This is a genomic window from Pseudomonas sp. MN1F, assembly GCF_009391885.1.
Lineage (GTDB): Bacteria > Pseudomonadota > Gammaproteobacteria > Pseudomonadales > Pseudomonadaceae > Aquipseudomonas.
Window position 1 is genome coordinate 208873 of the sequence record NZ_VZII01000008.1, and the last position, 26677, is coordinate 235549.

Below are 26677 nucleotides of genomic sequence, written 5' to 3' on the forward strand. Positions count from 1 at the left end.
GGCTCGTAGCTTGGAGCTGCCTCATGCGAATCATCGACAAAACCGCCGCGCAGGTGCGCAGCCTGACCCCGGCCGAAGAGGAACTGCTGGTCGGTTTCGCCACTGGCAGCCTCGCCGGGCCACGCCTGCTGCAGGCCAACCAGCTGCTGATGAAGGTGCGCAGCGCCAACCAGTGGCTGGCCTGCGATTGCCGCAAGGATGCCTTGCCGGTGCTCAATGTCACCCTCAATGGCAGCACCGGCACGCTGTTTCTGAAGAACAACCCGGGCACGGCCGAACATGCGCCCGGCTGCCCGTTCACCAAGGACGAGCGCGAAGCCAGCGAGCGAGAAGACGAGCCAGCTGTGCCCGCCGCCTGGCTGGCTCCGGACACCCCGCTGCGCCTGATCGGTGATTACCGCAGCACCAGCGAAAGCGCTACTGGCGGGGGCGACGGCAGTGAACGCCGCGAGCAGCAGCGCCTGTTGTCGCTGCTGCTGACCTGGATCGAGACCAGCGGCCTGAACCTCTATGCCACCCACCTGAAGAAAGAGCTCACCGGCCAGTTCGCCGAGCTGCGCAGTGTCGCCAGCCGCTACCCGTTGCTGGAACGGGTGCCGGCCAGCAACTACCTGGAAACCCGCCTGGACATGAAGCACATGATGATGCTCAAGTCCCGCTTGCGCGAAGCCACGGTGTTCGGCAACCACCGTCGCCATGGCCTGCTGCTGGACTGCGTCGACCAGATCAAGGGGCGCAAGCTGTTCAACAACCGCAGCGAGGACGGCTTCGATTTCCAGGGGCACCATCTGTACTGGGGCGGCAGCCGGGCGTCAGGCCCGCTGCTGGCGCTGGCCCTGTACTCACCGACCACGGCGGGCAGCCACTTCTATGAGCTGATCCACGTGGCCAGCGTGCCGGTGCTGTCGCGCGCGCACCTGTTCCCGGTGTACCGCGACGAAGAGCGCGAGCCACTCAAGGCGCTGGTGTCGCTGATCGACTGGATGGCCAGCAAAGGGGTCAAGGTGCTGATGCGCCGCCCGGTGATCGGTGGGCAGGTGATGGATGAGCTGGTGCTGACCTCGGATCAGGACCGGGTGCTGTCAGTGTCGTTGCTGGAGCAGCCGATCGGGCCGGAGCCCGATGCCGAGAACTTCAAGCGCTATGCGGACTTCAAGAGCCTGGAGACCTTCCGCAAGTATGTGGCCGGGTTTTTCATGCGTGAGCGCTGAGTACCGCGACGCCTGCTTCGCGGTACTCAGCCGCGAAGCAGGCCGTTACAGCCACACATCCTCGTCTATCAGAATGCCGCCCGGAAAATCCCCTCGATCTCTTCCTGGCTGGCCGGCCGCGGGTTGGTCAGCCCACAGGCATCCTTCAAGGCGTTCTCTGCCAGGATGCCAACATCCTCAAGCTTGGCCCCCAGCTCCGCCAACCCCGCCGGAATACCCACAGCCGCAGCCAAGTGCTCGATGGCCGAAATCGCCGCCCCCGCGCCCTGCTCCGCATCCAGGCCACACACCTTGATACCCATGGCCTTGGCCACATCGCGCAGGCGCGCAGCGCAGACCTTGGCGTTGAAACGCTGCACATGCGGCAGCAGCACGGCATTGCACACGCCATGCGGCAAGTCGTAGTAACCGCCCAGCTGGTGCGCCATCGCATGCACGTAGCCCAGCGAGGCATTGTTGAACGCCATGCCGGCCAGGAACTGCGCGTAGGCCATGTTCTCCCGCGCCTGCAGGTCGTTGCCGTCGTTCACCGCCTGGCGCAGGTTCTCGCTGATCAGGCTGATGGCCTTGAGCGCGCAGGCGTCGGTGATCGGCGTAGCCGCCGTCGACACATAGGCCTCGATGGCGTGGGTCAAGGCATCCATGCCGGTGGCCGCCGTCAGCCCCTTGGGCATGGCAACCATCAGCGCCGGGTCGTTGACCGAGAGAATCGGCGTGACGTTACGGTCGACAATGGCCATTTTCACATGGCGGCTCTCGTCGGTGATGATGCAGAAGCGGGTCATTTCACTGGCCGTGCCCGCCGTGGTGTTGATGGCGATCAGCGGCAGCTGCGGCTTGCGCGAGCGGTCGACGCCCTCGTAGTCGCGGATATGCCCACCGTTGGTGGCGCACAGGGCAATGCCCTTGGCACAGTCATGGGGCGAACCACCGCCCAGCGACACCACGCAGTCGCAGCGCTCACGCAGCAACACGGCAAGGCCCGCCTCGACGTTGGCGATGCTGGGGTTGGGCTTGGCGCCGTCGAACACCACCGAGTCGATATCCTGCAAGGCCAGCATGCGCCCGATGCGAGCGGCGACACCGGCCTTGGCCAGGCCCTGGTCGGTAACGATCAGCGCCTTGCGCAGGCCATAACCGGCAATTGCGGTCATGGCCTCGTCAAGGCAGTCGATGCCCATGATGTTGACGGGCGGGATGAAGAAGGTGCTGCTCATGACCGGATCCTCCTGGTGGGTCTGTCTGCCAGCGAGGATCCGCTCGTTCAATGCAGCGGATGTTGATCCAGAGCAACGTTAGCCAAGGAACAGCTGGTAAGCCGGATTAGCGGTTTCGTCCCAGTAGCGGTAGCCCATCTCATCCAGCGCCTGGGGCAGGCTGGCCTGCTCCTCGGCCGGCACTTCCAGCGCCGCGAACACCCGCGCTTGCGCCGCGCCATGGTTGCGGTAATGGAACAGGCTGATGTTCCAGTGCTTGCCCAGCCGCTCCAGAAAGCCCAGCAGCGCCCCTGGCCGCTCGGGGAATTCGAAGCGCAGCACCCGCTCATCGGCCCCTGGCGCTGCATGCCCACCCACGGTGTGACGCACGTGCAGCTTGGCCAGCTCGTTGTCGGTCAGGTCGAGCACGCTGTAGCCCTGCCCGCGCAGGCTGGCCAGCAGTTGCTCGCGCGGGTCGTGCACCGGGTGGGTCTGCACGCCAACGAACAGGCGCGCCTCCTTGCCCGGGTAATAGCGGTAGTTGAACTCGGTGATCTGCCGCTTGCCCAAGGCCTGGCAGAAGGCCCGGAAGCTGCCAGGCTGCTCGGGAATGGTCACGGCGATGATCGCCTCGCGCTGCTCGCCCAACTCGGCACGCTCGGCCACATGGCGCAGGCGGTCGAAGTTGACGTTGGCCCCGGAATCGATGGCCACCAGGGTCTGCCCCTGCACGCCCTCGCGGGCCACGTACTTCTTGATTCCGGCCACGGCCAGGGCACCGGAGGGTTCAGTGATCGAGCGGGTATTATCGTAGATGTCCTTGATCGCCGCGCACAGTTCATCGCTGCTGACGGTCACCACTTCATCGACAAAATGCCGGCACAGCTCGAAGCAATGGGCGCCGATCTGCGCCACCGCCACGCCATCGGCGAAGGTGCCGACCTGCGGCAGGATCACCCGCTCGCCGGCCGCCATGGCAGCCTGCAGGCAGTTGGAGTCTTCCGGTTCGACACCAATCACCTTGACCTCGGGGCGCAGGTACTTGACGTAGGCAGCAATGCCCGCAATCAGCCCGCCACCGCCAACCGGCACGAAGATCGCGTCCAACGCACCCGGCTGCTGGCGCAGGATCTCCATGCCCACGGTGCCCTGGCCGGCGATCACGTCCGGGTCGTCGAACGGCGGTACGAAGGTTGCGCCGTCGCTGTCGGCCAGTTTCAGCGCGTGGGCCAGCGCATGAGGGAAGCTTTCGCCGTGCAGCACCACATGGCCACCCCGCGAGCGCACCCCTTCGACCTTGAGCGATGGCGTGGTGGTGGGCATGACGATGGTCGCCTTCATGCCCAGGTGCGCCGCCGCCAGGGCCACGCCCTGGGCATGGTTGCCTGCCGAGGCGGTGATCACGCCGCGTTCGCGCTGGGCCGTGGTCAGGCGCGACAACCGGGTATAGGCACCGCGGATCTTGAACGAGAAGGTTGGCTGCAGGTCTTCGCGCTTGAGCAGCACCTGGTTGCCGAGGCTGGCAGACAGCGCGGGGGCAGCTTGCAAGGGCGTCTCGATGGCCAGGTCGTACACCGGCGCGGACAGAATGCGGCGCACCTGTTCCGACAACAATTGCTGCGCGGTGGACGGGGTACGAGGGCTGACGTTGAGGCTGGTCATCGATTGCAACTCCTTGGCTTTTTCACGTTGCCCAGGAGTCAGAGAGAAGAAACCCGCCTCCAGGGCGGGTTCGGTGCACGTACGCGCTAGCCCGCCAAGCTGATAATGGCGGTAATAATAATGGCGTTCACGTGCGGGAAGGTTTTCATGGGTTAGGACGTTATCCCGCCTGGCTTGGCCAAGTCAACACTTTGCTTGTTGCGCCGACAGCGGCACGTCGAACACCTTGTCGAAGCCCCACTGGAACACAAAGGCATAGACGAAGAAGAACACGAACAGGGCCATGTTGGTGAGCAACGCCGCCCACAGGCTGACCTCCAGCCAATAGGCCACCAATGGCAGCAGGATCAGCACCAGCCCGCCCTCGAAGCCCAGCGCGTGCAGCCCCCGGCGCAGCAGGGTGCGCTCGCGCTTGTGCTGGCGTGCCTCCCAGCGCTCGAAAGCCCAGTTGTAAGCCATGTTCCAGCTCATGGCGATGCCCGACATCAGCACCGAGAGCACCGTCGACTGCGCCATCCCGGCCCCGAACGCCAGCTCCAGCGCCGGCGCCACGCAAGCCACGGCGATGGCTTCGTAGAGAATGGCCTGGACGATCTTGCGCGCCTTGCCTTGCATGTGAAGCTCCTTCGAGAAACGACCTACCAAAGTACAAGATGAATGCCTGAAGAAAAAGGTTGTTCGCACAGGTGCCTGTCTTGGGTTTTGCGGTGGTGCGCAGATCGAGCGCCGCCCGCGCAGCGCTCGATCTCACAAACGATGAACCTGTCACGACGAACACCTGTCAGCTATTGGACAACCCCGCATGCGACTGCTTGTATCTATCACTTGCAAGCAGCGGCATGTCCTACAACTTCGTCCAGGGAATTGAACGAGGAACAAGACGATGGCGTATTGCGTCATGATGGTGTTCGGCACCCGCCCCGAAGCAATCAAGATGGCCCCGCTGGCCCGCGTGCTGCGCACCTGGCCCGAGGTCAACCTGCACATCTGCTCCACCGGCCAGCACCGTGAGATGCTCGAGCAGGTGCTGACCGCCTTTGGCCTGAGCGTCGACCAGGACCTCAAGGTGATGACCCAGAACCAGACCCTCAATGGCCTGGCCCGGGACCTGCTGGACAAGCTCGACCGGGCCTATGACCAGGTCAAGCCCGACATCGTGCTGGTCCATGGCGACACCACCACCAGCTTCATCGCCAGCCTCGCGGCCTTCCACCGGCACATTCCCATTGGCCATGTCGAAGCCGGCCTGCGTACCGGCAACCTGCAGCAGCCCTGGCCCGAGGAAGCCAACCGGCGCCTGACCGGGGTGCTCGCCGACCTGCACTTCACCCCGACCCGTGACTCGGACGCCAACCTGATCCGCGAAGGCGTGCCAGCGGAGCATATCGAAGTCACTGGCAACACCGTCATCGACGCCCTGCTGTGGATGCGCGACCACCTGGCCGAACGGCAATGGCAGCCGGCCGCCGACTCACCGCTGAGCACGCTGCGGCCAGAGCAGCGCATGGTGCTGATCACCGGCCACCGCCGGGAGAACTTCGGCCCCGGCTTCGAGCGCATCTGCCTGGCCCTCGCGCAGTTGGCCGAACGCTACCCCGACGTGCAGTTCGTCTACCCCGTGCACCTCAACCCGCAAGTGCAGAAGGCCGTGTATGGCGTGCTGTCGAACCGCAGCAACATCCACCTGATCGCCCCTCAGGACTACCCACACTTCGTCTGGCTGATGAACCGCGCCCAGGTCATCCTCACCGACTCCGGTGGCGTACAGGAAGAAGCCCCGGCACTGGGCAAGCCGGTGCTGGTGCTGCGCAAGGTCACCGAACGCCCCGCCGTGCTCAAGGGCGGCACGGTCAAGCTGGTGGGCACCCTGACCGAACGCATCGTCGAGGAAACCAGCCAGCTGCTCGACGACCCTGCGGCCTACGCACGCATGGCGCGGGTCTATACCCCGTTTGGTGACGGCCACGCCAGCGAGCGCATCGCCGAGCGCCTGACGCGCTGGTTTGCAGAAACTGCCAACCCGCGAGATGACGCATGAGCCTGGCCTTCATCGACTACCTCACCTATGTGCTGTACGGCCTCAAGGTCCTGGCGATCATCCTCGCCTCGCTGATGTTCCTGCTCGGCCTCGACGACCTGTTCATCGACCTGTGCTACTGGAGCCGCAAACTGATCCGGCGCTTTCGCATCTACGACAAACACGAAAAGGCCGACGAGAAACGCCTGTTCGAAGTCGCGGAAAAGCCCCTGGCGATCATGGTCCCGGCCTGGAACGAAGTGGGCGTGGTCGGCGAGATGGCGCGCCTGGCGGCCTCGACCATCGACTACGAGAACTACCAGATCTTCGTTGGCACCTACCCCAATGACCCGCAGACCCAGGCCGACGTCGACGCCGTGTGCCTGCATTACCCGAACGTGCACAAGGTGGTCTGCGCCCGCCCCGGCCCCACCAGCAAGGCCGACTGCCTGAACAACATCATCGACGCCATCCTGCGCTTCCAGGACGATGCCCGCATCGAGTTCGCCGGGTTCATCCTGCATGACGCCGAAGACGTGATCTCGCCCATGGAGCTGCGCCTGTTCAACTACCTGTTGCCGAACAAGGACATGATCCAGATCCCGGTATACCCCTACGCGCCGGAATGGAAGGGCTTCACCGCCGGGCACTACGTCGACGAGTTCGCCGAGAACCACGGCAAGGACGTGATCGTGCGCGAAGCACTGACCGGCCAGGTGCCCAGTGCCGGCGTTGGCACTTGCTTCAGCCGCCGCGCCATCAGCGCCCTGCTCGAAGATGGCGATGGCATCGCCTTCGACGTGCAGAGCCTGACCGAAGACTACGACATCGGTTTTCGCCTGAAGCAAAAGGGCATGAAGTGCATTTTCGCCCGTTACTCCATCACCGACCCGGCGCTGGCCCTCAAGCACGAGTGGCGACCGGGCATGAGCCGCGAGTTCGCCCAGGTGATCTGCGTGCGCGAGCACTTCCCGCGCGACTGGCAGCACGCCATCCGGCAGAAGTCGCGGTGGATCGTCGGCATCGTCTTCCAGGGCACCAGCAACCTCGGCTGGAGCCGCACCGGCGCGCTCAACTACTTCCTTTGGCGCGACCGCCGGGGCCTGTTCGCCTACCTGCTGAGCTTTTTGGTCAACCTGTTGCTGCTGGTGCTGCTGGCCATGTGGCTGGTGACCGTGATCGCCCCCGACTCCTGGCGCTTCATGTCGATCCTCAGCGACAGCCGGCTGCTCACCACCCTGCTCTGGCTCAACGGCCTGATGCTGGTCAACCGCCTGTTCCAGCGCGGCTGGTTCGTCACCCGCTACTACGGCATCTTCGAAGGCCTGCTGTCGGCACCGCGGATGATGTGGAGCAACTTCGTCAACTTCTTCGCCAACCTGCGTGCCCTGCGCCAGGTCATGGAGATGGGCGATTCGCGGCGGGTGGCGTGGGACAAGACCACCCACGAATTCCCTGCCCTGGCTTCACCGGCGCGTACACCGCTGGGCCATCGTCTGGTGGAAAAGGGCTACATCACCGAAGAACAGCTGGAGCAGGCGATCACCAGCCCGGTCCGCCGGCGCCTGGGCCGCGAGCTGCTGCTGCGGGGCTGGCTGACCAGCGAGCAGCTTGTGCAAACGTTGGCTGAACAGCTCGACCTGCCCTGGGCACCGCTCAACCCGTTCAAGCTCGACCCGCACCTGATTGCCCAGTTGCCTCGCCGGCTGGCCACCCACTATGGCGTGCTGCCGGTCGCCGAAGACGGCAACACCCTGGTGCTGGCCAGCGAAAGCCCGGTCAGCCAGGTGTCGCTGGGGGTGATCAGCCGCCAACTGAAACGCCCGGTCAGCTGCCGCCTGGCGCCCCAGGGCCGGGTCACTCTGGGCCTGCGCTATCACTACCCAAGCCCCTGGCAGACGCCCGAAACCCACGACATGCTCGCGGTGCTGGAGCGCCACCAGGATGATGCCGATCTGATCGAGCGGGTCAGCCACCACCAGGTCATGCTGGGCGCCCTCCTGCAGGTACGCGGCATGGTCCCGGTCACCCTGTTCAACCAGGCACTGATCGATTTCGACCCCGAGCAGCAGAGCCTTGGCGAGCACCTGATCGCCCGCGGCATCATTACCGAAGAGGTGCTGCAACAGGCCCTCGCCGAACAGGCCAGCGAACAGCAGGCTGCCTTTGACCTGACCCGGGAGGTGGCATGAAGCCGCGTCTTTCCCTCACCCTTTCCGGGCTGTTGCTGTGTTCCACCGCGCTGGCGACCCAGGCAGCCCCCATGACCGAGTTCCAGCGTTTCACCAGCTACCCGTTCATGGAACGCAGCTACCGCGAAGCGAAGAAGGACAACTGGGCCGAAGTCGAACGCCTGACCCGCCATGTACTCAGCCGGGTACCGAACAACGATGAAGCCCGTACGCTGTTGGTCGAGGCCCTGGCCCACCAGCGCCGCTACAAGGACGCCGAGGCCATCGCCGAGCAGCTTGGCAATGGCCCCGAATATGCCAACGCCTTGCAGGAGCTGCGCCTGACCTGGATCGAGCAGGACCCGCCCGCGGCCAGCCAGGTGGAAAGCTGGCTGGCCAGCACCGATGGCGCCCGGCACGTGCGCCTGTGGCAGGCCTACAGCCTGAGCCTGGCCAAGTTTGGCGGCGCCGGCAAGGCCCTGGAATGGCTCAACCAGCTGCCGCCGCGCGACGATGGCCAGGTTTTGCGCCTGGCTCGCGCCAACTTCGCCGAGCAGCTGCGCAACTGGAAGGAAACCATCGACCAGCTGCAACCGTTGGCTGACAAGGGCCAACTGCCGCCCGAAGACTGGCAGCGCCTGGCCAATGCCTATGTCCAGCAAGTCGACGAAAAAGGCCTGGAACAGCTGCTGCAAAGCGCGCCCTCCCCTGAAGTGGCCAACCAGACCCGCCTGGCCATGGCCAATCGGGCCATCGCCGTCGGTCACAACCAGCTGGCGCAGCGCTGGTTGGAAAAACTGCCCACCGAGCAGTTGCAGCAACCTGAGCAACGCCAGCAGTTGTGGGAGCTGGCCCGTGAAGGTGATGACGCGCCACTGGTACGGCGCCTGAGCAACGCGCTGCAGCGGCCTTGCCTGGAGACCGTCGACTGGTTGTCACGCCGTGACCCGGACGTCGCCCGCGAACAGTTCAAGGACTGCCCGGCCAACGCAGACCCGCGAGCCTATGCGGTGCTCAAGCAGCGCCTGTATGGCGACCCGGTGCAGCCGCCCCAACCCCGCACGGCCGCCGAATGGGAAAGACGCTACCGCCAGAGCGGGGACCTGGCGGCGCTTGAGCAAGCCACATTCCTCCTGCTGCAACAAGGCCAGGGCGAACACGCCCGCACCTTGCTGGAACAGGCCTATGACCGTCGCCAAGGGCGCCTGACAGCTTCCCTGCTGCAGCGCCTGGGCACTATCTATGCGCGCAACGATGGCCCGCTGAACAGCCAGCGCATGCTCGGGCTGATCCCCAGGGTCGACGCCAATACCCGCGCCCAGTTGCTCGGCCGGCTGGCTGAAAACGGCCAGTGCGACGCCGTGCGCCGGGCCATCCCGGCGAACCCGAGCGAAGCCGGCCAGTACCGCGCCCTGGGCCGCTGCGCCATGCCCGATCAACCCGGTGAGGCGGTGGTGTATTACCAGGCCGCCGAACGTCTGGGTGACCGTGGCAACCGCCTGCCCCTGGCCTATGCGCTGGAAGCCGCTGGTGATTCCGAAGCGGCCCAGCCGATCTGGCGCAACCTGCCGGCCAGCGCCTGGAACGACAACGCCCGCCTGACCGCCGCACGCGGGGCCTTGAATGCCGGCGATGCCGACGCCGCCCGCCGCTACTGGGACGCCGCCGCACACAACAGCGCCGATGACTGGGCACTGGGGGCCGCCATCGCGCAAGCTCAGGGCGACCTGCAAGTGGCGCTGGGCTTCCAGCGCCAGGCGCTGGCACACAACCCGCGCGCCGACCACTACTACGCCGCCGCCAGCACCGCACAGCTGGCCGGCGACAACGCACAGAGCAGCGCCTGGCTGGCCGAAGCCGTGCGCCTGGCGCCCGACCAGCCGCGTTATCGTGCCGATTACGGCATGCGCCTGGCCGGCTCGTCAGACAAAGCCCAGCGCCGCCAGTCGATCCCTTATCTGGAACGCGCCACCCACGATTTTCCCGAGGACTATCGCCTGGGCGAGACCCTCGCACTGCGCTACGACGAAGCCGAGAACAGCGCCGCTGCCCGCCGCGAGCTGCGCCGGGTGCTCGACGTTGAAGAGAATCTGGTCGATGCCGATGACGAGTACGGCAGCCTCGAAGCCCGCAAGTACCGCCAGCGCCGCGCCCACGAAAGCCTGTCACGGCGCGACACCATCACCTTGGCCAGCACCTGGTCGCCGGCAGGCACCTCGACCAACGACAAGTTCCTCGACAACGGCGAGCGCAGCGGCACCTCACGGCGCGCGCAATCGCAGAACGTGCAGCTGGCCATGTGGGACCACGCCCTGGGCGAGGAACCCAGCCGCAACGGCAGTACCCTGTCGGTCTACGGCCGGGTACTGTTCGGCGGCCAGAGCCGCACGGACTATGCGCAAAGCATGGGCACCGGCGTCGGCCTGCGCTACAAGCCGCTCGGCCAGGCCAACCTCAACCTGTATGCCGAGCTGTACCACCAACGGCAGATCGACGACGACCACTACAGCGGCCTGAGCCTTGGCGAACTGCTGAGCCCGGCCAAGGTCGGCGGTAACTGGGGCGACCTGCGCCAGCACGCCGAATCGAGCAACGACCTGCTGCTGCGCGCCACCGCCTCGTTCCTCGACCAGGGCGACTGGCGCAACGACTGGCGAGTCGACCAGGACGACTGGAACGAGCGCTTCCTCTACCTCGATGCCGCCTGGTGGACCCGCGCTGGCGACCACGCCTGGCTGTCGCGCTACCAGCAGGGCCATGCCTGGAAACTGCCCGGCCACTCGCCACAAACGCTGATGCCTTACGGCTTCTTCGAGTTCTCCAGCCAGGACCCGAGCAACGACTGGCGCCAGGACGCCCGCGCCGGGGTTGGTGTGCGCTGGCAGTGGTGGTTCGACGACGACCGCTACAACGCCTACCGCGGCTCACTGAAAGTGCGTGCCGAATACCAGCAGTCGCTGGGTGGCAACCTCTACAAGAGCGCCAATGGCGTGCTGGTTGGCGCGGAGATGACCTTCTGATGCGTACGCTCCTGGCAATCTGCATGCTCGCCCTTTGCCTGCCGGCCCTGGCCGACCAGCGCCTGTTCTACCAGCCGCTGAACCGCGATGCCGCCGTGACCCCGGGGCAATGGCAGCAACTGTGGCGCGCCACCAAGGCGCAAGGCGGCAAGACCCTGATCGTGCAGTGGAGTGCCTATGGCGACAGTGATTTCGGCGGTGCCCAGGGCTGGCTGGCCAACAGCCTGCGCGAGGCCCACGCCCAAGGCCTGGAACTGGTGCTCGGGCTGTACCTGGACCCGGCCTACTACCAGCGCATCGACGAACTCGACGGTGACGGCCTGGGCAATTACTGGAAGTCGCAACTGGGCCGTTCGCTGGGCCAGTACCAGCAGGTTCGCAAAGGCTGGCAACTGCCCGTCGCCGGCTGGTACCTGCCCATGGAGCTGGACGACCTGCACTTTCGCGATGCCAGTCGCCGCGAGGCGTTGTACAACCAGTTGCAGGCCTTCAACCGGCGGCTGGACAAGCCGCTGCACATCAGCGCGTTCAGCGCAGGCAAGCTGGCACCGCGGGTCCATGGCGCCTGGCTGGATCAACTGGCCGGGTTGGGCTTGACTGTGTGGTGGCAGGACGGCGCCGGGACCGGGCGGTTGCCAGCACTGGTGCGCCAGCGCTACGAACAGGCGCTGCCGTGCCGGGTGGGAGTGGTGCGCGAGGCGTTTCGCCAGGTAAGTGCAGCGGGGCAGACGTTCCGGGCTGAACCTGCAGAGCCGAAGCTGAATGCAGGGTGCCATGCCGAAGCGGTGTTTGCGCTGCGCTACCGGCCTTGGGCCCGGGGTGTTCTGCCACAGAATTGAGACGGCCTGTACCGGCCATGCAGTACTCCCAGGAGCCCCCCGATGTTCAAAACCATCGAAGCGCACGTGCGCAAGCAGGTCGCCCCCGCTGCCTTGCGCGCCGAATTCCGCCAGCACGAATTCGAATCCATGCGCCCGTTCTGCATGCTGGTGTTCTGCATCAGCATCGCCATCTGGCTGGTCTTCGACCTGATCGTCAGCTTCCTCGGTGGCCAGGGCTTCACCTGGCTGTCCTACCTGTTCATAGCCTTGCTCTGCTGCCTCACCGTGGTGCTGCGCTTCACCCGGCGCAGCCACCATTTCGATGTGCTCAACCTGCTGTTCATCGCCGTCATCACCTTGGGCATGCGCCTGGTGATCGAAGGCATTCCCGAACCCTTGCGCCCGGTGTGGCTGGTGCTCGGCGTGTCGACCGTGCTGTATGCCGTGTCGGTGCTGCCGGTGCGGCGCTGGTCGTTCTTTTGCGCCATGGTCATCACCTGGGCCATGCTCAGCCCCTTCTACCACACCCGCATTGACGTCGATCAGCTCGAAGGTGCCATGCTGCTGAGCTACGCGCTGTTCCTCAGCGGGCTGGTGATCTACAGCTATCTGCAGATGCGCCAGGCCAAGCTGCACAACTTCTACCTGTCCAAGGTATTGCTGGAGCAGGCTTACTTCGACGCCCTGACCGAAATACCCAACCGCCGCTCGTTCATGACCAACGCCGAGCACCAGTTGCGCCTGGCCACCCCTGGCCAGTACCTCGCGATGATCGACATCGACAACTTCAAGCGGGTCAACGACCGCTTCGGGCATGACGTGGGCGATGAGGTGCTCAAGCGGGTAGCGCTGCATATCAAGGCAGGGGGGGCTGGGCACGAATTTGCCCGGCTGGGTGGCGAGGAGTTCGCCATCTTCTTCGCCGGGCTGGATCAGCAGGCTGCCGAGCGATGCGTGGCGGCACTGTGCAAGCGCGTGCGCGACGATCTTGGCGTACCGCCGGTAACCATCAGCATCGGCCTGGCCAGGGTAGACCGCGGTGACACACTGAGCATGGCGCTGATACACGCCGACCAGGCGCTGTACGAAGCCAAGCACAGTGGCAAGGACCGCTTCGTGCTGTGGACTAGCCAGCTGGCAGCCGAATCCGGAACTGCGCCCCACCCAGCGCCGACTGCGCCACGGTCAGTGTCCCACCCTGCCCCTCGATCGCCCGGCGGCTGATCGCCAGGCCCAGACCAAAGCCGCCGGTATTGCGGTCGCGGCTGCGGTCCAGGCGGTAGAACGGCTGGAAGATCCGCTCACGTTCCTCGGCCGGGATCCCGATGCCGTCATCTTCCACGGTCAACAGGCAGGCACCGTCCGCTTCCAGACGCATCCTCAGCAACAGGCTTTGATCGCAATAGCGCATGGCATTGCGCACCAGGTTCTGCACGGCCCGGGCGGTCAGGCGCGGGTCCAGCACAAAGCGTGGCAGATTGTCCTCGGCCTGTACCTCCCACTGGATACCCCGAGCATCGAGCTCTTCGGCAAAGCCGCCCAGCACGCTGTCGACCAGCTCCAGCAACGACACCTCGACCCGCTCACGGGCCTGGTCGGCGTTGTACAGCCGGCTGTACGACAGCAGTTCGAGCACCAGCTCATCCAGTTCGCGCACATGCCCGACCAGTTCCAGCAGGCGTTTGCGGCTGCTCGGGGGCACTTCGTCGAACAGCAGCACCAGGCCAAAATCCAGCCGGGTCAGTGGTGTACGCAGCTCATGGGAGACCGCGTTGAGCAGCTCACGCTGCTGATTGACATGGCGTTCGAGGTCGCTGGCCATGGTGTCGAACACGCCGGCCAGTTCGCCGATGTTCGAGTGCGGCGAGATGTGCGTACGCTCGGCCATCCGCCCCTGGCCCAGGCGCCGGGCGGTCTCTTTCAGGCGCTCCAGGTCGCGCCAGTGCGGCCATACCCACAGCAGCAGGCAGCCGAGCATGGCTGCGCCGATCAGCACGGTCACGCCCCAGGACAACACGTTGATGTCCAGCGGGTCCGGCGGTGCGTGCAGGCTCACCAGCCAATCCTTGTCCAGGGGCGCCAGCACGGTTTGGTAATAGCCCCAGTCACCGATGCGCACGGCGTACAGGCCGTGCTCCAGGCGCGCCTGTTCCTGCGGGCTCAGGCCGGCCTTTTCGCTGCGCAGCAGTTTCACCTCCAAGGGCGCGAAGGCCCTGGCCAGGTCCTGCTCCACCGCTGGCCATTGCGCTTCTGGCACCTGGCGGAACTGGCGGACGATCAGCGACTGCACACCTTTGGCCTGGTCCAGGTTGTAGGCCATGAAGCGGTCGTGGAACAGGCCGACGATGGCGTCCGGAATCAACAGCAACGCCCCGGCGTAAGCGACGATGATCACCAGATACAGGCGCACCAGAATCTTCAGCATGGCGCGTCAGCACTCCCACTCGACACGGCTGAACAGGTAACCCTTGCCCCACACGGTCTTGATCTTGCGCGCCTCGCCGGCACTGTCGTCGAACTTGCGGCGCAGCTTGGAAATGGCCACGTCCACCGAGCGGTCAGTACCGTTGAACTCGATACCGCGCAGCTGCTGGAGGATGCGGTCACGGCTGAGCACCACACCGGCGTTGCGCGCCAGCACCACCAGCAGGTTGTATTCGCCGCTGGACAGTTCCACCTCTTCGCCACGCCAGCTGACCAGGCGCTCGGCGAGGTCGATGCGCAGGCCACCGATGAGGATCTGGTGGTTGTCCAGGCGCGGTTCGTTGACGCTGCTGCGGCGCAGCAGGGTGCGCACGCGGGCCAGCAGTACGCGGGGCTCGCAGGGTTTGGTCACGTAGTCGTCGGCGCCCATCTCCAGGCCCAGCACCTGGTCATGGCTATCGTCGCGGGCGGTCAGCATCAGGATCGGCAGGCTCTGCGATTCCTGGCGCAGCAGGCGGCACAGTTGCAGGCCATCGATACCGGGGAGCATCAGGTCGAGAATCACCAAATCGGGGTTGTCCTGCCGGAAAGCGTCCAGCACATGGTCGCCACGGGCAATCACCCGCACATGGAAATCGTTGCGTTGCAGGTAACTGGCGATCAGCTCGGACAGCGCACTGTCGTCTTCGACCAAAAGAATGTTGGGCATAGAGTTTTGCTTGTAGGAGCGGATTCATCCGCGATGAGGCCGGAACAGGTACTCGCAGAATATAGAAACCTACAAACCGGTAGGACTGTTCTTAACACTTTTTCACACAGGTCCTACAGCTGTTAACAGCCATCCGAGGAACGGTTGCCTTAGCATAGGCAGGGTCATCATCGGAAGATCCGCATGCCTATTACCCTCCCCCCGCGCCTGCGCCCCGTGGCGCTCGTGGCGCTTCTCGCACTGCCCCTGGCCGGTTGCGACGATTCGGCCGAGCAGGACGAACAACAACCCACGCCGCAAGTGCGGGTAGAAACCCTGCAACTGCAGCCCCTGGCCATCAGTACCGAGCTGAGCGGGCGCATCCTCGCCCCGCGCACGGCAGAGGTGCGTGCCCGGGTCGCAGGCGTGGTGCTCAAGCGCGTCTATCGCGAAGGCAGCGACGTCAAACAGGGCGATGTGCTGTTCCTCATCGACCCGGCGCCGTTCAAGGCCGACCACGACAGCGCCCGCGCAACCCTGGCCAAGGCCGAAGCCACGCTGTACCAGGCCCGCCTGCAAGAGCAGCGCTACCGCCAGCTGGTCGACGACAAGGCCGTCAGCCGTCAGGAGTACGACAACGCCCGCGCCGCCTTCCTCCAGGCCGACGCTGCCGTTGCCGAAGCCAAGGCTGCGCTGGAGCGCGCCCGCCTGAACCTGGGCTATGCCACGGTCATTGCGCCCATCTCCGGACGCATCGGCCGCGCCCTGGTCACCGAAGGCGCCTTGGTCGGCCAGAACGAAACCACGCCGCTGGCGACCATCCAGCAGCTCGACCCGATCCACGCCGACGTCACCCAGTCGACCCGCGAACTCAACGCCCTGCGCCGTGCGCTGCGCGCCGGTGAACTGCAGCAGGCCGGCGACGGCCAGGCCCGCGCCACCCTGATCCAGGACGATGGCAGTGCCTACCCGCTGCCGGGCAAGCTGCTGTTCTCCGACATCAGCGTCGACCCGAGCACCAACCAGATCACCTTGCGCAGCGAATTCCCCAACCCGGACCTCGACCTGCTGCCGGGCAGCTACGTGCGCGTGCGCCTGGAACAGGCCGTGCAGCCCAAAGGCCTGAGCGTGCCGCAACGCGCCATCCTGCGTGACAGTGCCGGGGTGCCAAAGGTGCTGGTGGTCGACGCGCAGTCGCGCATCAGCGAACGCCAGGTGGTGCTGGGCAACGCCCAGGGTGATCGCTGGCTGGTCAGCGAGGGCCTGGCGCCCGGCGAGCGAGTGGTGGTCGAAGGCCTGCAGCACGTCAAGGCGGGCGACCAGGTACAGGTCGACGCCGACGCTCAGTCCATCGTCCAGCACAACGGCCAGTGAGGGCCTGACCCATGCCGCAGTTCTTCATCGACCGCCCGATCTTCGCCTGGGTAGTCGCGCTGTTCATCCTGCTCGCCGGTGCCCTGGCCATCCCCCAGCTGCCGGTAGCGCAGTACCCCAACGTGGCACCGCCGCAGGTGGAAATCTACGCCGTGTACCCGGGCGCCTCGGCGGCGACCCTGGACGAAAGCGTGGTCAGCCTGATCGAGCAGGAGCTCAACGGTGCCGACAACCTGCTGTACTTCTCGTCGCAGAGCAGCCTGGGCAGCGCCACCATCACCGCCACCTTCGAGCCTGGCACCCACCCCGACCTGGCCCAGGTCGATGTGCAGAACCGCCTCAAGGTGGTCGAGTCACGCCTGCCGCGCCAGGTAACCCAGCAAGGCCTGCAGGTGGAGAAGGTGTCCACCGGTTTCCTGCTGCTCGGCACCCTCACCTCGGAGGACGGCAGCCTCGATGAAACCGCGCTGTCCGATATCCTCGCGCGCAACGTGATGAACGAGATCCGCCGGCTCAAGGGCGTCGGCAAGGCGCAGCTGTATGGTTCCGAGCGCGCCATGCGCATCTGGATCGACCCGCGCAAGCTGATCGGTTTCAACCTCACCCCCAATGACGTGGCCGAAGCCATTGCCGCACAGAACGCCCAGGTCGCCCCCGGCAGCATCGGCGACCTGCCCGCCCGCGGCACCCAGGAAATCACCGCCAACGTGGTGGTCCGCGGCCAGTTGGGCACGCCCGAGGAATTCGCCGCCATCGTCCTGCGCGCCAACCCGGACGGCTCCAGTGTCACCGTCGGCGATGTCGCCCGGGTCGAGATCGGCGCCCAGGAGTACCAGTACGGCACCCGCCTGAACGGCAAGCCGGCCACTGCCTTCAGCGTGCAGCTGGCACCCGGCGCCAATGCCATGGAAACCGCCACCCTGGTGCGGGCGAAGATGAAAGAGCTGTCGCGCTACTTCCCCGAAGGGGTCAGGTACGACATCCCCTACGACACCTCGCCGTTCGTCAAGGTGTCGATCCAGCAGGTCATCAACACCCTGTTCGAAGCCATGCTGCTGGTATTTGCGGTGATGTTCCTGTTCCTGCAGAACCTGCGCTATACGCTGATCCCGACCCTGGTGGTGCCGGTGGCGCTGATGGGCACCTTCGCCGTGATGCTGGCCATGGGCTTCTCGGTCAACGTGCTGACCCTGTTCGGCATGGTGCTGGCCATCGGCATCCTGGTCGACGACGCCATCGTGGTGGTGGAGAACGTCGAGCGGATCATGGCCGAGGAAGGCCTGCCGCCCAAGGAGGCCACGCGCAAGGCCATGGGCCAGATCAGCGGCGCCATCGTCGGCATCACCCTGGTGCTGGTGGCGGTGTTCCTGCCGATGGCCTTCATGAAGGGCTCGGTGGGGGTGATCTACCAACAGTTCTCGGTGTCGATGGCAGTGTCGATCCTGTTCTCGGCGTTCCTCGCCCTGAGCCTGACCCCAGCCCTGTGCGCCACCCTGCTCAAACCACTGGCCAAGGGCGAACACCACGAGCGCAAAGGCTTCTTCGGCTGGTTCAACCGCCGCTTCGAAAGCATGAGCAACGGCTACCAGCGCTGGGTGCTGCAAGCGCTGAAGCGCAGTGGCCGCTACCTGTTGCTGTATGGCGTGCTGCTGGCCGTGCTGGGTTATGGCTTCAGCCAATTGCCCACCGCGTTCCTGCCCACCGAAGACCAGGGTTACACCATCACCGATATCCAGCTGCCACCGGGCGCCAGCCGCATGCGCACCGAGCAGGTGGCCGCCCAGATCGAGGCGCACAACGCCGAGGAGGCGGGCGTCGGCAACACCACGCTGATCCTCGGTTTCAGTTTCTCGGGCAGCGGCCAGAATGCCGCACTGGCCTTCACCACGCTCAAGGACTGGTCCGCACGCAGTGCCGACGACAGCGCGCAGTCGATCGCCGACCGGGCAACCCTGGCCTTCACCCAGCTCAAGGACGCCGTGGCCTATTCCGTGCTGCCGCCGCCGATCGACGGCCTGGGCGAGTCGACCGGCTTTGAATTGCGCCTGCAGGACCGCGGCGGCATGGGCCATGAGGCGCTGATGGCCGCCCGTGACGAACTGCTGGCCGGCGCGCACAAGAGCAAGGTGCTGGCCAACGTGCGCGAGGCTTCGCTGGCCGAAAGCCCACAGGTGCAACTGGAAATCGACCGCCGCCAGGCCAACGCGCTGGGCGTGTCGTTCGCCGACATCGGCTCGGTGCTGGACGTTGCCGTCGGCTCCAGTTACGTCAACGACTTCCCCAACCAGGGCCGCATGCAGCGGGTGGTGGTGCAGGCCGAAGGCGATCAGCGCAGCCAGGTAGAAGACTTGCTGAAAATCCACGTGCGCAACAACAGCGGCAAGATGGTGCCCCTCGGTGCGTTCGTCCAGGCCAAGTGGGTCAGCGGCCCGGTGCAGCTGACCCGCTACAACGGCTACCCGGCGGTGGCGATTTCCGGTGAACCGGCGGCGGGCTACAGCTCGGGTGAAGCCATGGCCGAGGTCGAGCGCCTGGTCGCCCAGCTGCCGGCCGGTGCCGGCCTGGAATGGACCGGGCTGTCGCTGCAGGAACGCCTGTCCGGCAGCCAGGCGCCGCTGCTGATGGCGTTGTCGTTGCTGGTGGTGTTCCTGTGCCTGGCGGCGCTGTACGAAAGCTGGTCGATCCCCACTGCGGTGCTGCTGGTGGTGCCGCTCGGCGTGCTCGGCGCGGTGCTGGCGGTGACCTTGCGCGGCATGCCCAACGACGTGTTCTTCAAGGTCGGCCTGATTACCCTGATCGGCCTGTCGGCGAAGAACGCCATCCTCATCATCGAGTTCGCCAAGCACCTGGTCGACCAGGGCGTGGACGCCGCCGACGCCGCCTTACAGGCCGCCCGCCTGCGCCTGCGGCCGATCGTCATGACGTCGCTGGCGTTCATCCTTGGCGTGGTGCCATTGGCCATTGCCACCGGCGCAAGCTCCGCGAGCCAGCAGGCGATCGGCACCGGAGTGATCGGCGGGATGCTCAGCGCCACGTTGGCGGTGGTGTTCGTGCCAGTGTTCTTCGTGGTGGTGATGCGCCTGAGCGGACGCGGCCGTACCAAGACAGAGCAGACGCAGACCCGCGAAGCCTGACTGGACAAGCCGGGCGTTGAATGAGAGGGTTCCGGGCATTGACTGCCCGGAACCCTTTTTCATGCCTGATGCCTTGCCCCCCTGCTCTGTCCTGATCCTCGCCGGTGGCCGCGGCCAGCGCATGGGTGGCCGCGACAAAGGCCTGCTGGAATGGCGCGGCGAGCCGTTGGTTGCGCATATCCAGCGTACCGTGCGGCCGCTCAGCGATGATCTGGTGATTTCCTGTAACCGCAACCAGCAAGCGTATGCGGCTTATGCCGACCACCTGGTGGGCGACGCCGAGGCGGACTTCCCTGGGCCGCTGGCCGGGGTAATTGCCGGGCTGCAGGCGGCCAGGCATGAGTGGGTGGTGCTGCTGGCCTGCGATGCGCCGTTGGTTGACCAGGCGTTGATCGACGCCCTTCGGCAGCTGGCGGTGACCGCTGACAGTGCTGCGATGGTGCGTCAGGGGGGGTATTGGCAGCCGATGTTCAGTGTGCTGCCGCGCCGGGTGCTGCCGGTGCTGGAGCAGGCCTGGGCAACGGGTGAGCGGAGTTTGCAGAAGGCCTTGCTGCGCGAGACGGTGCAAGGATTTGAGTGTGCCGTGGATGATCGCAGGCTGAGCAATTTCAATAGCCCGGAGTGGCTACAAGGCTGAGCCCACAAGCGCCGTCAAGGCAGTCAGCTGGCCGTCAGCTCCTCGATACTGATCTCGCGCATCCGAAACTTCTGCACCTTGCCGGTCACCGTCATCGGGAACTCGTCGACGAAGCGGAAGTACCTGGGCACCTTGAAATGCGCAATCCGCGCCTTGGCCCACTCGCGCAGTTCATCCGCGCTGGCGGCATGCCCCGGATGCAGGCGCACCCAGGCGACGATCTCCTCGCCATACTTGCTGCACGGCACGCCGATCACCTGCACATCGGCCACCGCCGGGTGGGTGAAGAAGAACTCTTCCAGCTCCCGCGGGTAGATGTTCTCGCCGCCGCGAATGATCATGTCCTTGCTGCGCCCGACAATGCGCACATAGCCCTGCTCGTCCATCACCGCCAGGTCGCCGGTGTGCATCCAGCCCTCTTCATCGATGCTTTCGGCGGTGGCCTTGGGGTTGTTCCAGTAACCCAGCATCACGCTGTAGCCGCGCGTGCACAGCTCGCCAATCTCGCCACGCGGTACGGTGTTGCCGTCGGCATCGACCACTTTGCTCTCCAGCCGCGGTTGGGTGCGGCCGACGCTGGTCACGCGGCGCTCCAGGTCATCGTCGGGCCCGGTCTGCAGCGACACCGGGCTGGTCTCGGTCATGCCGTAGGCAATCTGCACCTCGGCCATGTGCATTTCGCCGATCACCCGGCGCATCACCTCGATCGGGCAGGTGGCGCCGGCCATGATTCCGGTGCGCAGGCTCGACAGGTCGAATTCGCCACGCTGCGGGTGGTCCAGTTCGGCGATGAACATGGTCGGCACGCCATACAGCGCGGTGGCCTTTTCCTCGGCCACGGCGCGCAGGGTGGCCAACGGCTCGAAGGCATCGTTGGGGTAGATCAGCGTGCTGCCGTGGGTCATGCAGCCGAGGTTGGCCATGACCATGCCGAAGCAGTGGTACAGCGGCACCGGGACGACCAGGCGATCGTGCTCGGTCAGGCCCAGGCTTTCGCCGACCAGGTAGCCGTTGTTGAGGATGTTGCTGTGGCTGAGCGTGGCGCCCTTGGGGAAGCCGGTGGTGCCGGAGGTGTACTGGATGTTGATCGGGTCGTCGCAGCGCAATTGCGCCTGGCGCTCGGCCAAGGCTTCACGGCTGACCGCTTCGGCGCGGGCCTGCAGGTCGTGCCAGGCAAGGAAGCCAGGCGGTGGAACAACGGCCAGGCTGACCACCCCGCATAACTCCGGGAAACGCTCGCAGACCAGCGCACCGGGCTGGCCGGCCGCCAAGCCGGGGATCAGGCCGAGCAGCATGGCGTGGTAGTCGGAGGTCTTGAAAGCGTCGGCGCAGATCACCCAGCGGCAGCCGGACTGGCCGAGGGCGTAGTCCAGCTCACTGGAACGGTAGGCCGGGTTGATGTTGACCAGGATCGCGCCGACCTTGGCGCTGGCGAACTGGGTGATGCACCACTCGGCGCAGTTGGGTGCCCAGACCCCCAAGCGGTCGCCGGGTTGCACGCCCAGGGCCATGAGTGCACGGGCGTGCCGGTCGACGGCGTCGGCCAGCTGCTGCCAGGTGTAGCGCAGGGCCTGGTGGCGGACCACCAGCGCATCGCGCTCGGGGAAACGGGCGACGGTGCTGTCGAAGGCGTCGCCGATGCACTGGGTAAGCAGGGGTTTGTCCTGATTGCCCTGGGAATAGCTTGGCTGGGGCATGGGCGCTCTCTTGTTGTTCTTGTGTTGATAGAACCGGCTTCTTCGCGGGCATGCCCGCGAAGAAGCTCACACCGCTTTAACGGATGAACACCTGCGGCGTGGTGGTGGACATGTCACCGCCCGGCAGCTTGATGTTCTTCACCTTCTCCAGTGTTTCGGGGTCGAACACCGCCAGGTCATTGAAGGTGCCACCCAGGTACAGCTTGTCGCCCTTCTTGTCGAAGGTCACGCAGTAATAGGTGTGCTCCAGGTTAGCCGCCTTGATCAGCTTGCGTTGCTTGATGTCGTACTTGGCCAACCGGTTGAGCACGCCGTAGATCTGGTTCGGATCCTTCGGCGAGCGCAGGCCGGTGAAGTAGAGCTCGGTCAGGTCGGCGAACTCCTGGGTGTGGGCCTTGCCAGTCTTGAGGTCGATGCTCAGGTAGCCATACAACGGCTGCGCCTCGTTCGGGTCCTGCTTGGCGTCCTTGAACCTGGCGATGGTGTAGAGCATCGAAAACTCGTGGCGCGGGCTCTGGTGCGGCCAGAAGTACAGCACATCCGGGGCGCTGTAGCCTTTGCGGTGCCAGTTGCGCAGTGGCAAGGCCACGCTGTACTTGCCGGTTTTCACGTCCATCTTGTAGATGTCCGGCCCGGCGATGAACAGGCTGCCATCGTCGGCGGCGCGCATCAGGTAGACCTGGCGCGGCATCGGGAAGGTACGCACCGGCTTGGCCTGCAGGCCGTCGGCGGTGTTGTACACCTCCAGGCGCGGCGGCTTGACCACGTAGTGGTCGTTCAGGCGCTGGGTCGGATTGACCGTGGCGTACACCTCTTTGCCATCCGGGCTCAGGGCGAACGAATACATCGACTTGCCGACTTCACCCGGCACGCTGGACAGGTTGGCGTGGAAAGTGGTCTTGCAGGTGTCCAGGTCGATGCCATAAATGTCGGCATAGTGGTTGTTGAGCACATACGCGGTGCGGTTGTCCGGCGCCATCATCGCGGTGCCGGGGCCGAACTTGTCGGGCATCTGGCAGCTCTTGTACAGCGTGTCGCTGGCCACGTCGATGACGTGCAGGTTGTTCGGGTAGTTGGTGGTGATCAGGTATTCCTGGCCAGCCTTGAGGGCCGGCCCGGCATTGTCGGCCTGTACCGCCCAGGCGCAGGCCGTGGCGGCGATGGTCAACGCGAGTTGCGCGCAGCGTCCAGCTTTCATGCGGTTTCCCCTTGTCATTCTTGTTGGGCCGGTCACTTGTCTTTAGGGAACACGGTGCCGAGGTTGCGCCAGTCTTCCTGGGAGTTGTTCGCCTGGGCGTTCCAGTCCTGGTAGGTACTCATCATGTCCGGCACCTGGGCCGGCCACCAGCAAGGGTCGGAGCAACCGTACAGGTCGGCCTCCATCGGCTGGCACAGCGAGCTGACGCCGCCAAAGGCGTCCACTTCCCAACCCGGGTCGGTGGTGGCGGTGCAGCCGGCCACCGCGCTCATGGCCATGACTTCTTCGACGCGGTCTTCGGCGGCGGCCTGCTCGAGGATGCGCGCCTTGTTGTTCAGGGGCTTCAAGTGCTTCATGTCAGTGCGCCTTCCGCGGGGTGATGTAGCGGTCGATGAAGGCCGGGTTGGCGGCCATGATGCGGCTGTAGACTTCGATGCCGAAGTCGACCCAGTCGCGCATCAACTCGCAGTAGTGGTAGGTCGGGTGCTGCGGGTCGCCGTAGCGGGCGTAGCTCTCGTGGTAGCAGCCGCCGGAGCACAGGTTGCGGATGCGGCAGCTGTCACAGCCGGTGTTGCTGCGGTCCAGGCGCTGCGACAGGAAGTCGTTGAGCTGCGCCTGCTTCACGCCCTGGTGCACGTTGCCGAAGGTCGGCAGGCTGGAGCCGGTGAAGCGGTGGCACAGGTTCAGCTCGCCCTCGTGGTCCACGGCCAGCATCTTCAGCCCGGCACCGCACGGCAGGGCCTTCTTGTGGCCTTCGTGGATGTCGGTGATCAGCTGGTGCAGGTTGGAGAAGCCGATGTTGCGGTGCTCCAGCGCCGCCTCCAGGTACTTGCGGCCCAGCGCCTTCATGTTGGCGAACACCTGCACCAGCTCTGCGCCGGTGAGGTTGAAGTCGGCCATGTCGCCGGAGGTGACCGGGGCAAAGCCGACTTCGGCAAAGCCCATTTCGTTGAACAGGTGGTTCCAGATGGTCTCGACGTCGGTGATGCCACGGGTCAGGGTGACCCGCGCGCCCACCGGGCGGCTGGTGTAGCGCGACAGCAGCAGGTCGGCCTTGCGCCGCACCACGTCATAGGTGCCCTGCCCGCCCACGGTGATGCGGTTGCGGTCATGCACGGTCTTCGGGCCGTCGATGCTGATCGACAGGCCGAAGCGGTGAGCGTTGAGCCAGTCGATGATTTCTTCGGTGAGCAGGGTCGCGTTGGTGGTCATGATGAACTCCACCTGCTTGCCGGCTTCGCCGAAGCGCCGCTCGCAGTAGGCGACCATGTGCTCGATCAGCGGCCGGTTGGACAGCGGCTCGCCGCCAAAGAACACCACGCTGTAGCGTTGCTCGTTGGGTGATTCCTTGAGCAGCATCTCTACCGAGGCTTCGGCGGTGGCGGTGCTCATCTTCTTGCCGGCGGACGGTTTGTCCAGGTCTTCCTTGTAGCAGTAGGTACAGCTCAGGTTGCAACCGGTGTTGACGTTGAGCACCACGGTGTTCAGCGCCGTGCGCTCGACCTGCTTGAGGGCGATTTCCGGGGTCAGCGGCGAGCCGTCGCTGACCAGTTCCAGCGCCATCAGCTCGCGCAGGGTGTCCTGGATATCGTCGCCGGCAAACTGCTGGCCCAGGCGTTGCAGCAGCTCCTCGGCCGAGCAGCCTTGCTGGCGCAGGGTGTCGATGATGCCGCCGGTCACCGCGTCTGCGGTGAACAGCGAACTGCTAGGGATATGGAACAGCATGCGGTCGGCATCGACCTGCACTTCGTGCAGGTTGCGCTCGACCAGGTTCAGTAGTACGCCCATGGCGACCTCCCGATAATCGTTTCGTTGGAAAACCCGTTACGCCCTGCCCTTACGGCAGTGGCGGGTTGTTCCAACGCTGGACGGTGACGATCATGTGGCCTTCACCGCTCTGGCCGCCGTCTGCCAAGGTGGCGATGACCTTCAGGTTGCCGGCGTTGTTGGTCATCATCTTGCGCGCCGGGTTCGGCCCGGCACCACCTGGCACGAACACACCGTCGGCCTGCATCTGCCCGGCGAACTTGAGGTCTTCGTCCTCGACCGCACGCTCGTTGAACGGCTCGACCTTCCAGTTGGCCGGCAGGTAGCCAATGCGCAGCGGCTGGCCGCTGGCGTCCTTGCCCCAGGCTTCAGCTTCGAAACGGCCCTGGACCTTGGGCACCGAAGCACCGTTCTCGCCGATACGGGCGATGGAGAACGCCGGCACCACCTTCACTTCCTCGACCTTGTCGTAGACCGCCAGGTTGACGCCCTTGAGCTCACCCACCGCGACGTCGCGCTGGCCAGGCTTGGCATCGGCCGCAGCGCGGGCCTTCACACGCACCAGGGTCGGGGTCTGCTCCAGCACCTCGGTCACTTCCACGCCAGCACCCAGGTCGGGCTTGCCGGCCAGGCCGGTGCCGACCAGGGTGATCTCGCTCTCGGCGCCGGCCTTGATGAACGCCGGCTGCACCGCCAGCAGGCGGGCCTTGCCTTCTTTTGCCGCCGTGAAGTCCAGGCCGCGCTCATCGTGATCGGCCTCGAACATGCGGCCTTTCATCTCGCCGTCAAGCGCAGCGAACACCTGGCGCAGGTTGCTGTCGCCGACCTTGACGTTGCCGCGCCATTCATAGCCGTTGTAGAGCATCGCCGTGCCACTGCCATTGAACGGCGTGCCATCGGCGTAGCTACCTTTGACCTCGACCTTGAAGGTGTCGCCCTGGTCGGCAACCACCGTCATCACCCCACGCACATCGCCCTTGGCCAGCATGTGGCCGCTGAACGCCCACTGCCCCGGCAGCGCGTCGGCGGTCGGCTTGGCCTTCTGCCATTCGGTCCAGGCCGGGCTCTCCAGTGGGAAGCGCTTGGCGAGGTCCGGTACCACTTGCTTGAGGGCGATTCCCAGCCAGTCGCGGTCACGCGCCTGGGCCTGGTATTCGAGGGACGGCCATTGGCCGAGGTGGAAGTTGATCAGGTGTTCCCATTCCTGCGCCGGGCGCCGCTGCAGGGCGACACGGGCACCGGAGTGGCAGCGGCCACAGGTTTCGCTGAGCTGGGTATCGAAGTGTTCGACGGTGTTGAGCCGGCGCTCCATGGCATAGCGCACGCCCTCGGTCTCGCTCGGCGCCAAGCCTTGCTTGTCGGCCAGGTACTTGACCAGGGTGCGGCGGTCATCGTCGCTGATCTGCAGGCCATGCATGACCTGCATGCGGGCGATGCTCATCAGCCAGCCTTCGGGCGTCTTGCGCTGGTGGCTGATGCGGCTGTAGGTATCGTTGCCCTCGGGGATATGGCACCCCATGCACTTGTTCTGCAACAGGCTCGGGCCCTGTTCGGCCGCGATGGCCTGGGTGCCCAGCAGTGCGGCGGCGACCAGCGCCAGTTTGCCCGCATGCCGCCGGAGTCGAGTCGTCTTCAAGGTCAGACCTCCACGGTTGTTGTT

General features: G+C 65.4%; 19 protein-coding genes. 9 read left to right on the forward strand and 10 right to left on the reverse strand.

Features of this window, described 5'->3' with window-relative positions; genetic code table 11:
• The first annotated feature begins 23 nt into the window (after positions 1 to 23).
• Positions 24 to 1211 carry a hypothetical protein gene (locus F6X59_RS05600; RefSeq protein ID WP_152955188.1) on the forward strand — a complete coding sequence of 396 codons (1188 nt, stop codon included), beginning with the start codon at positions 24 to 26 and terminating at the stop codon, positions 1209 to 1211.
• Positions 1212 to 1279: 68 nt separating this feature from the next.
• Here the strand turns inward: F6X59_RS05600 and yiaY are convergent, their stop codons facing one another.
• The 3 genes from yiaY to F6X59_RS05615 all read right to left on the reverse strand — a co-directional run bounded on the left by yiaY (position 1280) and on the right by F6X59_RS05615 (position 4684).
• The gene (gene yiaY, locus F6X59_RS05605) at positions 1280 to 2428 is read right to left on the reverse strand and encodes an L-threonine dehydrogenase (protein WP_152955190.1); all 1149 of its coding nucleotides are present in this window, start codon (positions 2426 to 2428) and stop codon (positions 1280 to 1282) included.
• 78 nt (positions 2429 to 2506) lie between these two features.
• The gene (gene ilvA / locus F6X59_RS05610; protein WP_152955192.1) at positions 2507 to 4069 is read right to left on the reverse strand and encodes a threonine ammonia-lyase, biosynthetic; all 1563 of its coding nucleotides are present in this window, start codon (positions 4067 to 4069) and stop codon (positions 2507 to 2509) included.
• Positions 4070 to 4252: 183 nt separating this feature from the next.
• Positions 4253 to 4684, reverse strand: a complete 432-nt coding sequence (locus F6X59_RS05615; RefSeq protein ID WP_152955194.1) for a PACE efflux transporter — start codon at positions 4682 to 4684, stop codon at positions 4253 to 4255.
• 268 nt (positions 4685 to 4952) lie between these two features.
• On the opposite strand from F6X59_RS05615, the gene wecB reads away from it, so the two are divergent.
• The 5 genes from wecB to F6X59_RS05640 are packed head-to-tail and all read left to right on the forward strand — an operon-like array spanning position 4953 to position 13322.
• Positions 4953 to 6107 (forward strand): non-hydrolyzing UDP-N-acetylglucosamine 2-epimerase, encoded by a 1155-nt coding sequence (gene wecB, locus F6X59_RS05620; RefSeq protein WP_152955195.1) that lies wholly within the window; start codon positions 4953 to 4955, stop codon positions 6105 to 6107.
• Positions 6104 to 8278, forward strand: coding sequence for a cyclic di-3',5'-guanylate-activated glycosyltransferase NrfB (gene nrfB / locus F6X59_RS05625; protein ID WP_152955197.1), 2175 nt, complete (start codon positions 6104 to 6106; stop codon positions 8276 to 8278). Before wecB ends, nrfB begins: the two co-directional genes overlap by 4 nt.
• Positions 8275 to 11277: a phage receptor gene (locus tag F6X59_RS05630; protein ID WP_152955199.1), complete on the forward strand. Its 3003-nt coding sequence runs from the start codon at positions 8275 to 8277 to the stop codon at positions 11275 to 11277. The genes nrfB and F6X59_RS05630 overlap by 4 nt, the downstream gene beginning before the upstream one ends.
• On the forward strand, positions 11277 to 12116 hold the full coding sequence (locus F6X59_RS05635) for a DUF4434 family protein (protein WP_152955201.1): 840 nt from the start codon (positions 11277 to 11279) through the stop codon (positions 12114 to 12116). The genes F6X59_RS05630 and F6X59_RS05635 overlap by 1 nt, the downstream gene beginning before the upstream one ends.
• A gap of 42 nt (positions 12117 to 12158) precedes the next feature.
• Positions 12159 to 13322: a GGDEF domain-containing protein gene (locus tag F6X59_RS05640; RefSeq protein WP_152955203.1), complete on the forward strand. Its 1164-nt coding sequence runs from the start codon at positions 12159 to 12161 to the stop codon at positions 13320 to 13322.
• On the opposite strand, the gene F6X59_RS05645 is transcribed toward F6X59_RS05640, so the two are convergent.
• Both F6X59_RS05645 and F6X59_RS05650 read right to left on the reverse strand, forming a co-directional pair.
• On the reverse strand, positions 13225 to 14523 hold the full coding sequence (locus F6X59_RS05645; protein WP_152955205.1) for an ATP-binding protein: 1299 nt from the start codon (positions 14521 to 14523) through the stop codon (positions 13225 to 13227). The genes F6X59_RS05640 and F6X59_RS05645 overlap by 98 nt on opposite strands.
• Before the next feature lie 6 nt (positions 14524 to 14529).
• Positions 14530 to 15231 (reverse strand): response regulator transcription factor, encoded by a 702-nt coding sequence (locus tag F6X59_RS05650; RefSeq protein WP_060507321.1) that lies wholly within the window; start codon positions 15229 to 15231, stop codon positions 14530 to 14532.
• Between the two features lie 183 nt (positions 15232 to 15414).
• Here F6X59_RS05650 and F6X59_RS05655 point away from each other — a divergent pair, with 183 nt between their 5' ends.
• From F6X59_RS05655 to mobA, 3 genes are all read left to right on the forward strand, one after another.
• Complete coding sequence (locus F6X59_RS05655; RefSeq protein WP_152955208.1) at positions 15415 to 16584, forward strand: efflux RND transporter periplasmic adaptor subunit; 1170 nt, start codon at positions 15415 to 15417, stop codon at positions 16582 to 16584.
• 11 nt (positions 16585 to 16595) lie between these two features.
• Positions 16596 to 19718 carry an efflux RND transporter permease subunit gene (locus F6X59_RS05660; RefSeq protein WP_152955210.1) on the forward strand — a complete coding sequence of 1041 codons (3123 nt, stop codon included), beginning with the start codon at positions 16596 to 16598 and terminating at the stop codon, positions 19716 to 19718.
• Positions 19719 to 19779: 61 nt separating this feature from the next.
• Positions 19780 to 20355 (forward strand): molybdenum cofactor guanylyltransferase MobA, encoded by a 576-nt coding sequence (gene mobA / locus F6X59_RS05665; protein ID WP_152955213.1) that lies wholly within the window; start codon positions 19780 to 19782, stop codon positions 20353 to 20355.
• A 23-nt stretch (positions 20356 to 20378) separates the two neighbouring features.
• Here mobA and F6X59_RS05670 read toward each other — a convergent pair whose 3' ends face one another.
• From F6X59_RS05670 to peaA, 5 genes are all read right to left on the reverse strand, one after another.
• Complete coding sequence (locus F6X59_RS05670; RefSeq protein WP_152955215.1) at positions 20379 to 22052, reverse strand: fatty acid CoA ligase family protein; 1674 nt, start codon at positions 22050 to 22052, stop codon at positions 20379 to 20381.
• 76 nt (positions 22053 to 22128) lie between these two features.
• A complete protein-coding gene (peaD, locus tag F6X59_RS05675) occupies positions 22129 to 23250 on the reverse strand; it encodes a quinohemoprotein amine dehydrogenase subunit beta (protein WP_152955217.1) in 1122 nt (373 codons plus the stop codon).
• A gap of 32 nt (positions 23251 to 23282) precedes the next feature.
• A complete protein-coding gene (gene qhpC, locus F6X59_RS05680) occupies positions 23283 to 23606 on the reverse strand; it encodes a quinohemoprotein amine dehydrogenase subunit gamma (RefSeq protein ID WP_027916687.1) in 324 nt (107 codons plus the stop codon).
• Between the two features lies 1 nt (position 23607).
• Entirely contained in the window at positions 23608 to 25038 is a 1431-nt protein-coding gene (gene peaB / locus F6X59_RS05685) for a quinohemoprotein amine dehydrogenase maturation protein (RefSeq protein WP_152955220.1), read from the reverse strand.
• A gap of 49 nt (positions 25039 to 25087) precedes the next feature.
• A complete protein-coding gene (peaA, locus tag F6X59_RS05690) occupies positions 25088 to 26653 on the reverse strand; it encodes a quinohemoprotein amine dehydrogenase subunit alpha (protein ID WP_152955222.1) in 1566 nt (521 codons plus the stop codon).
• Between the last annotated feature and the right edge of the window lie 24 nt (positions 26654 to 26677).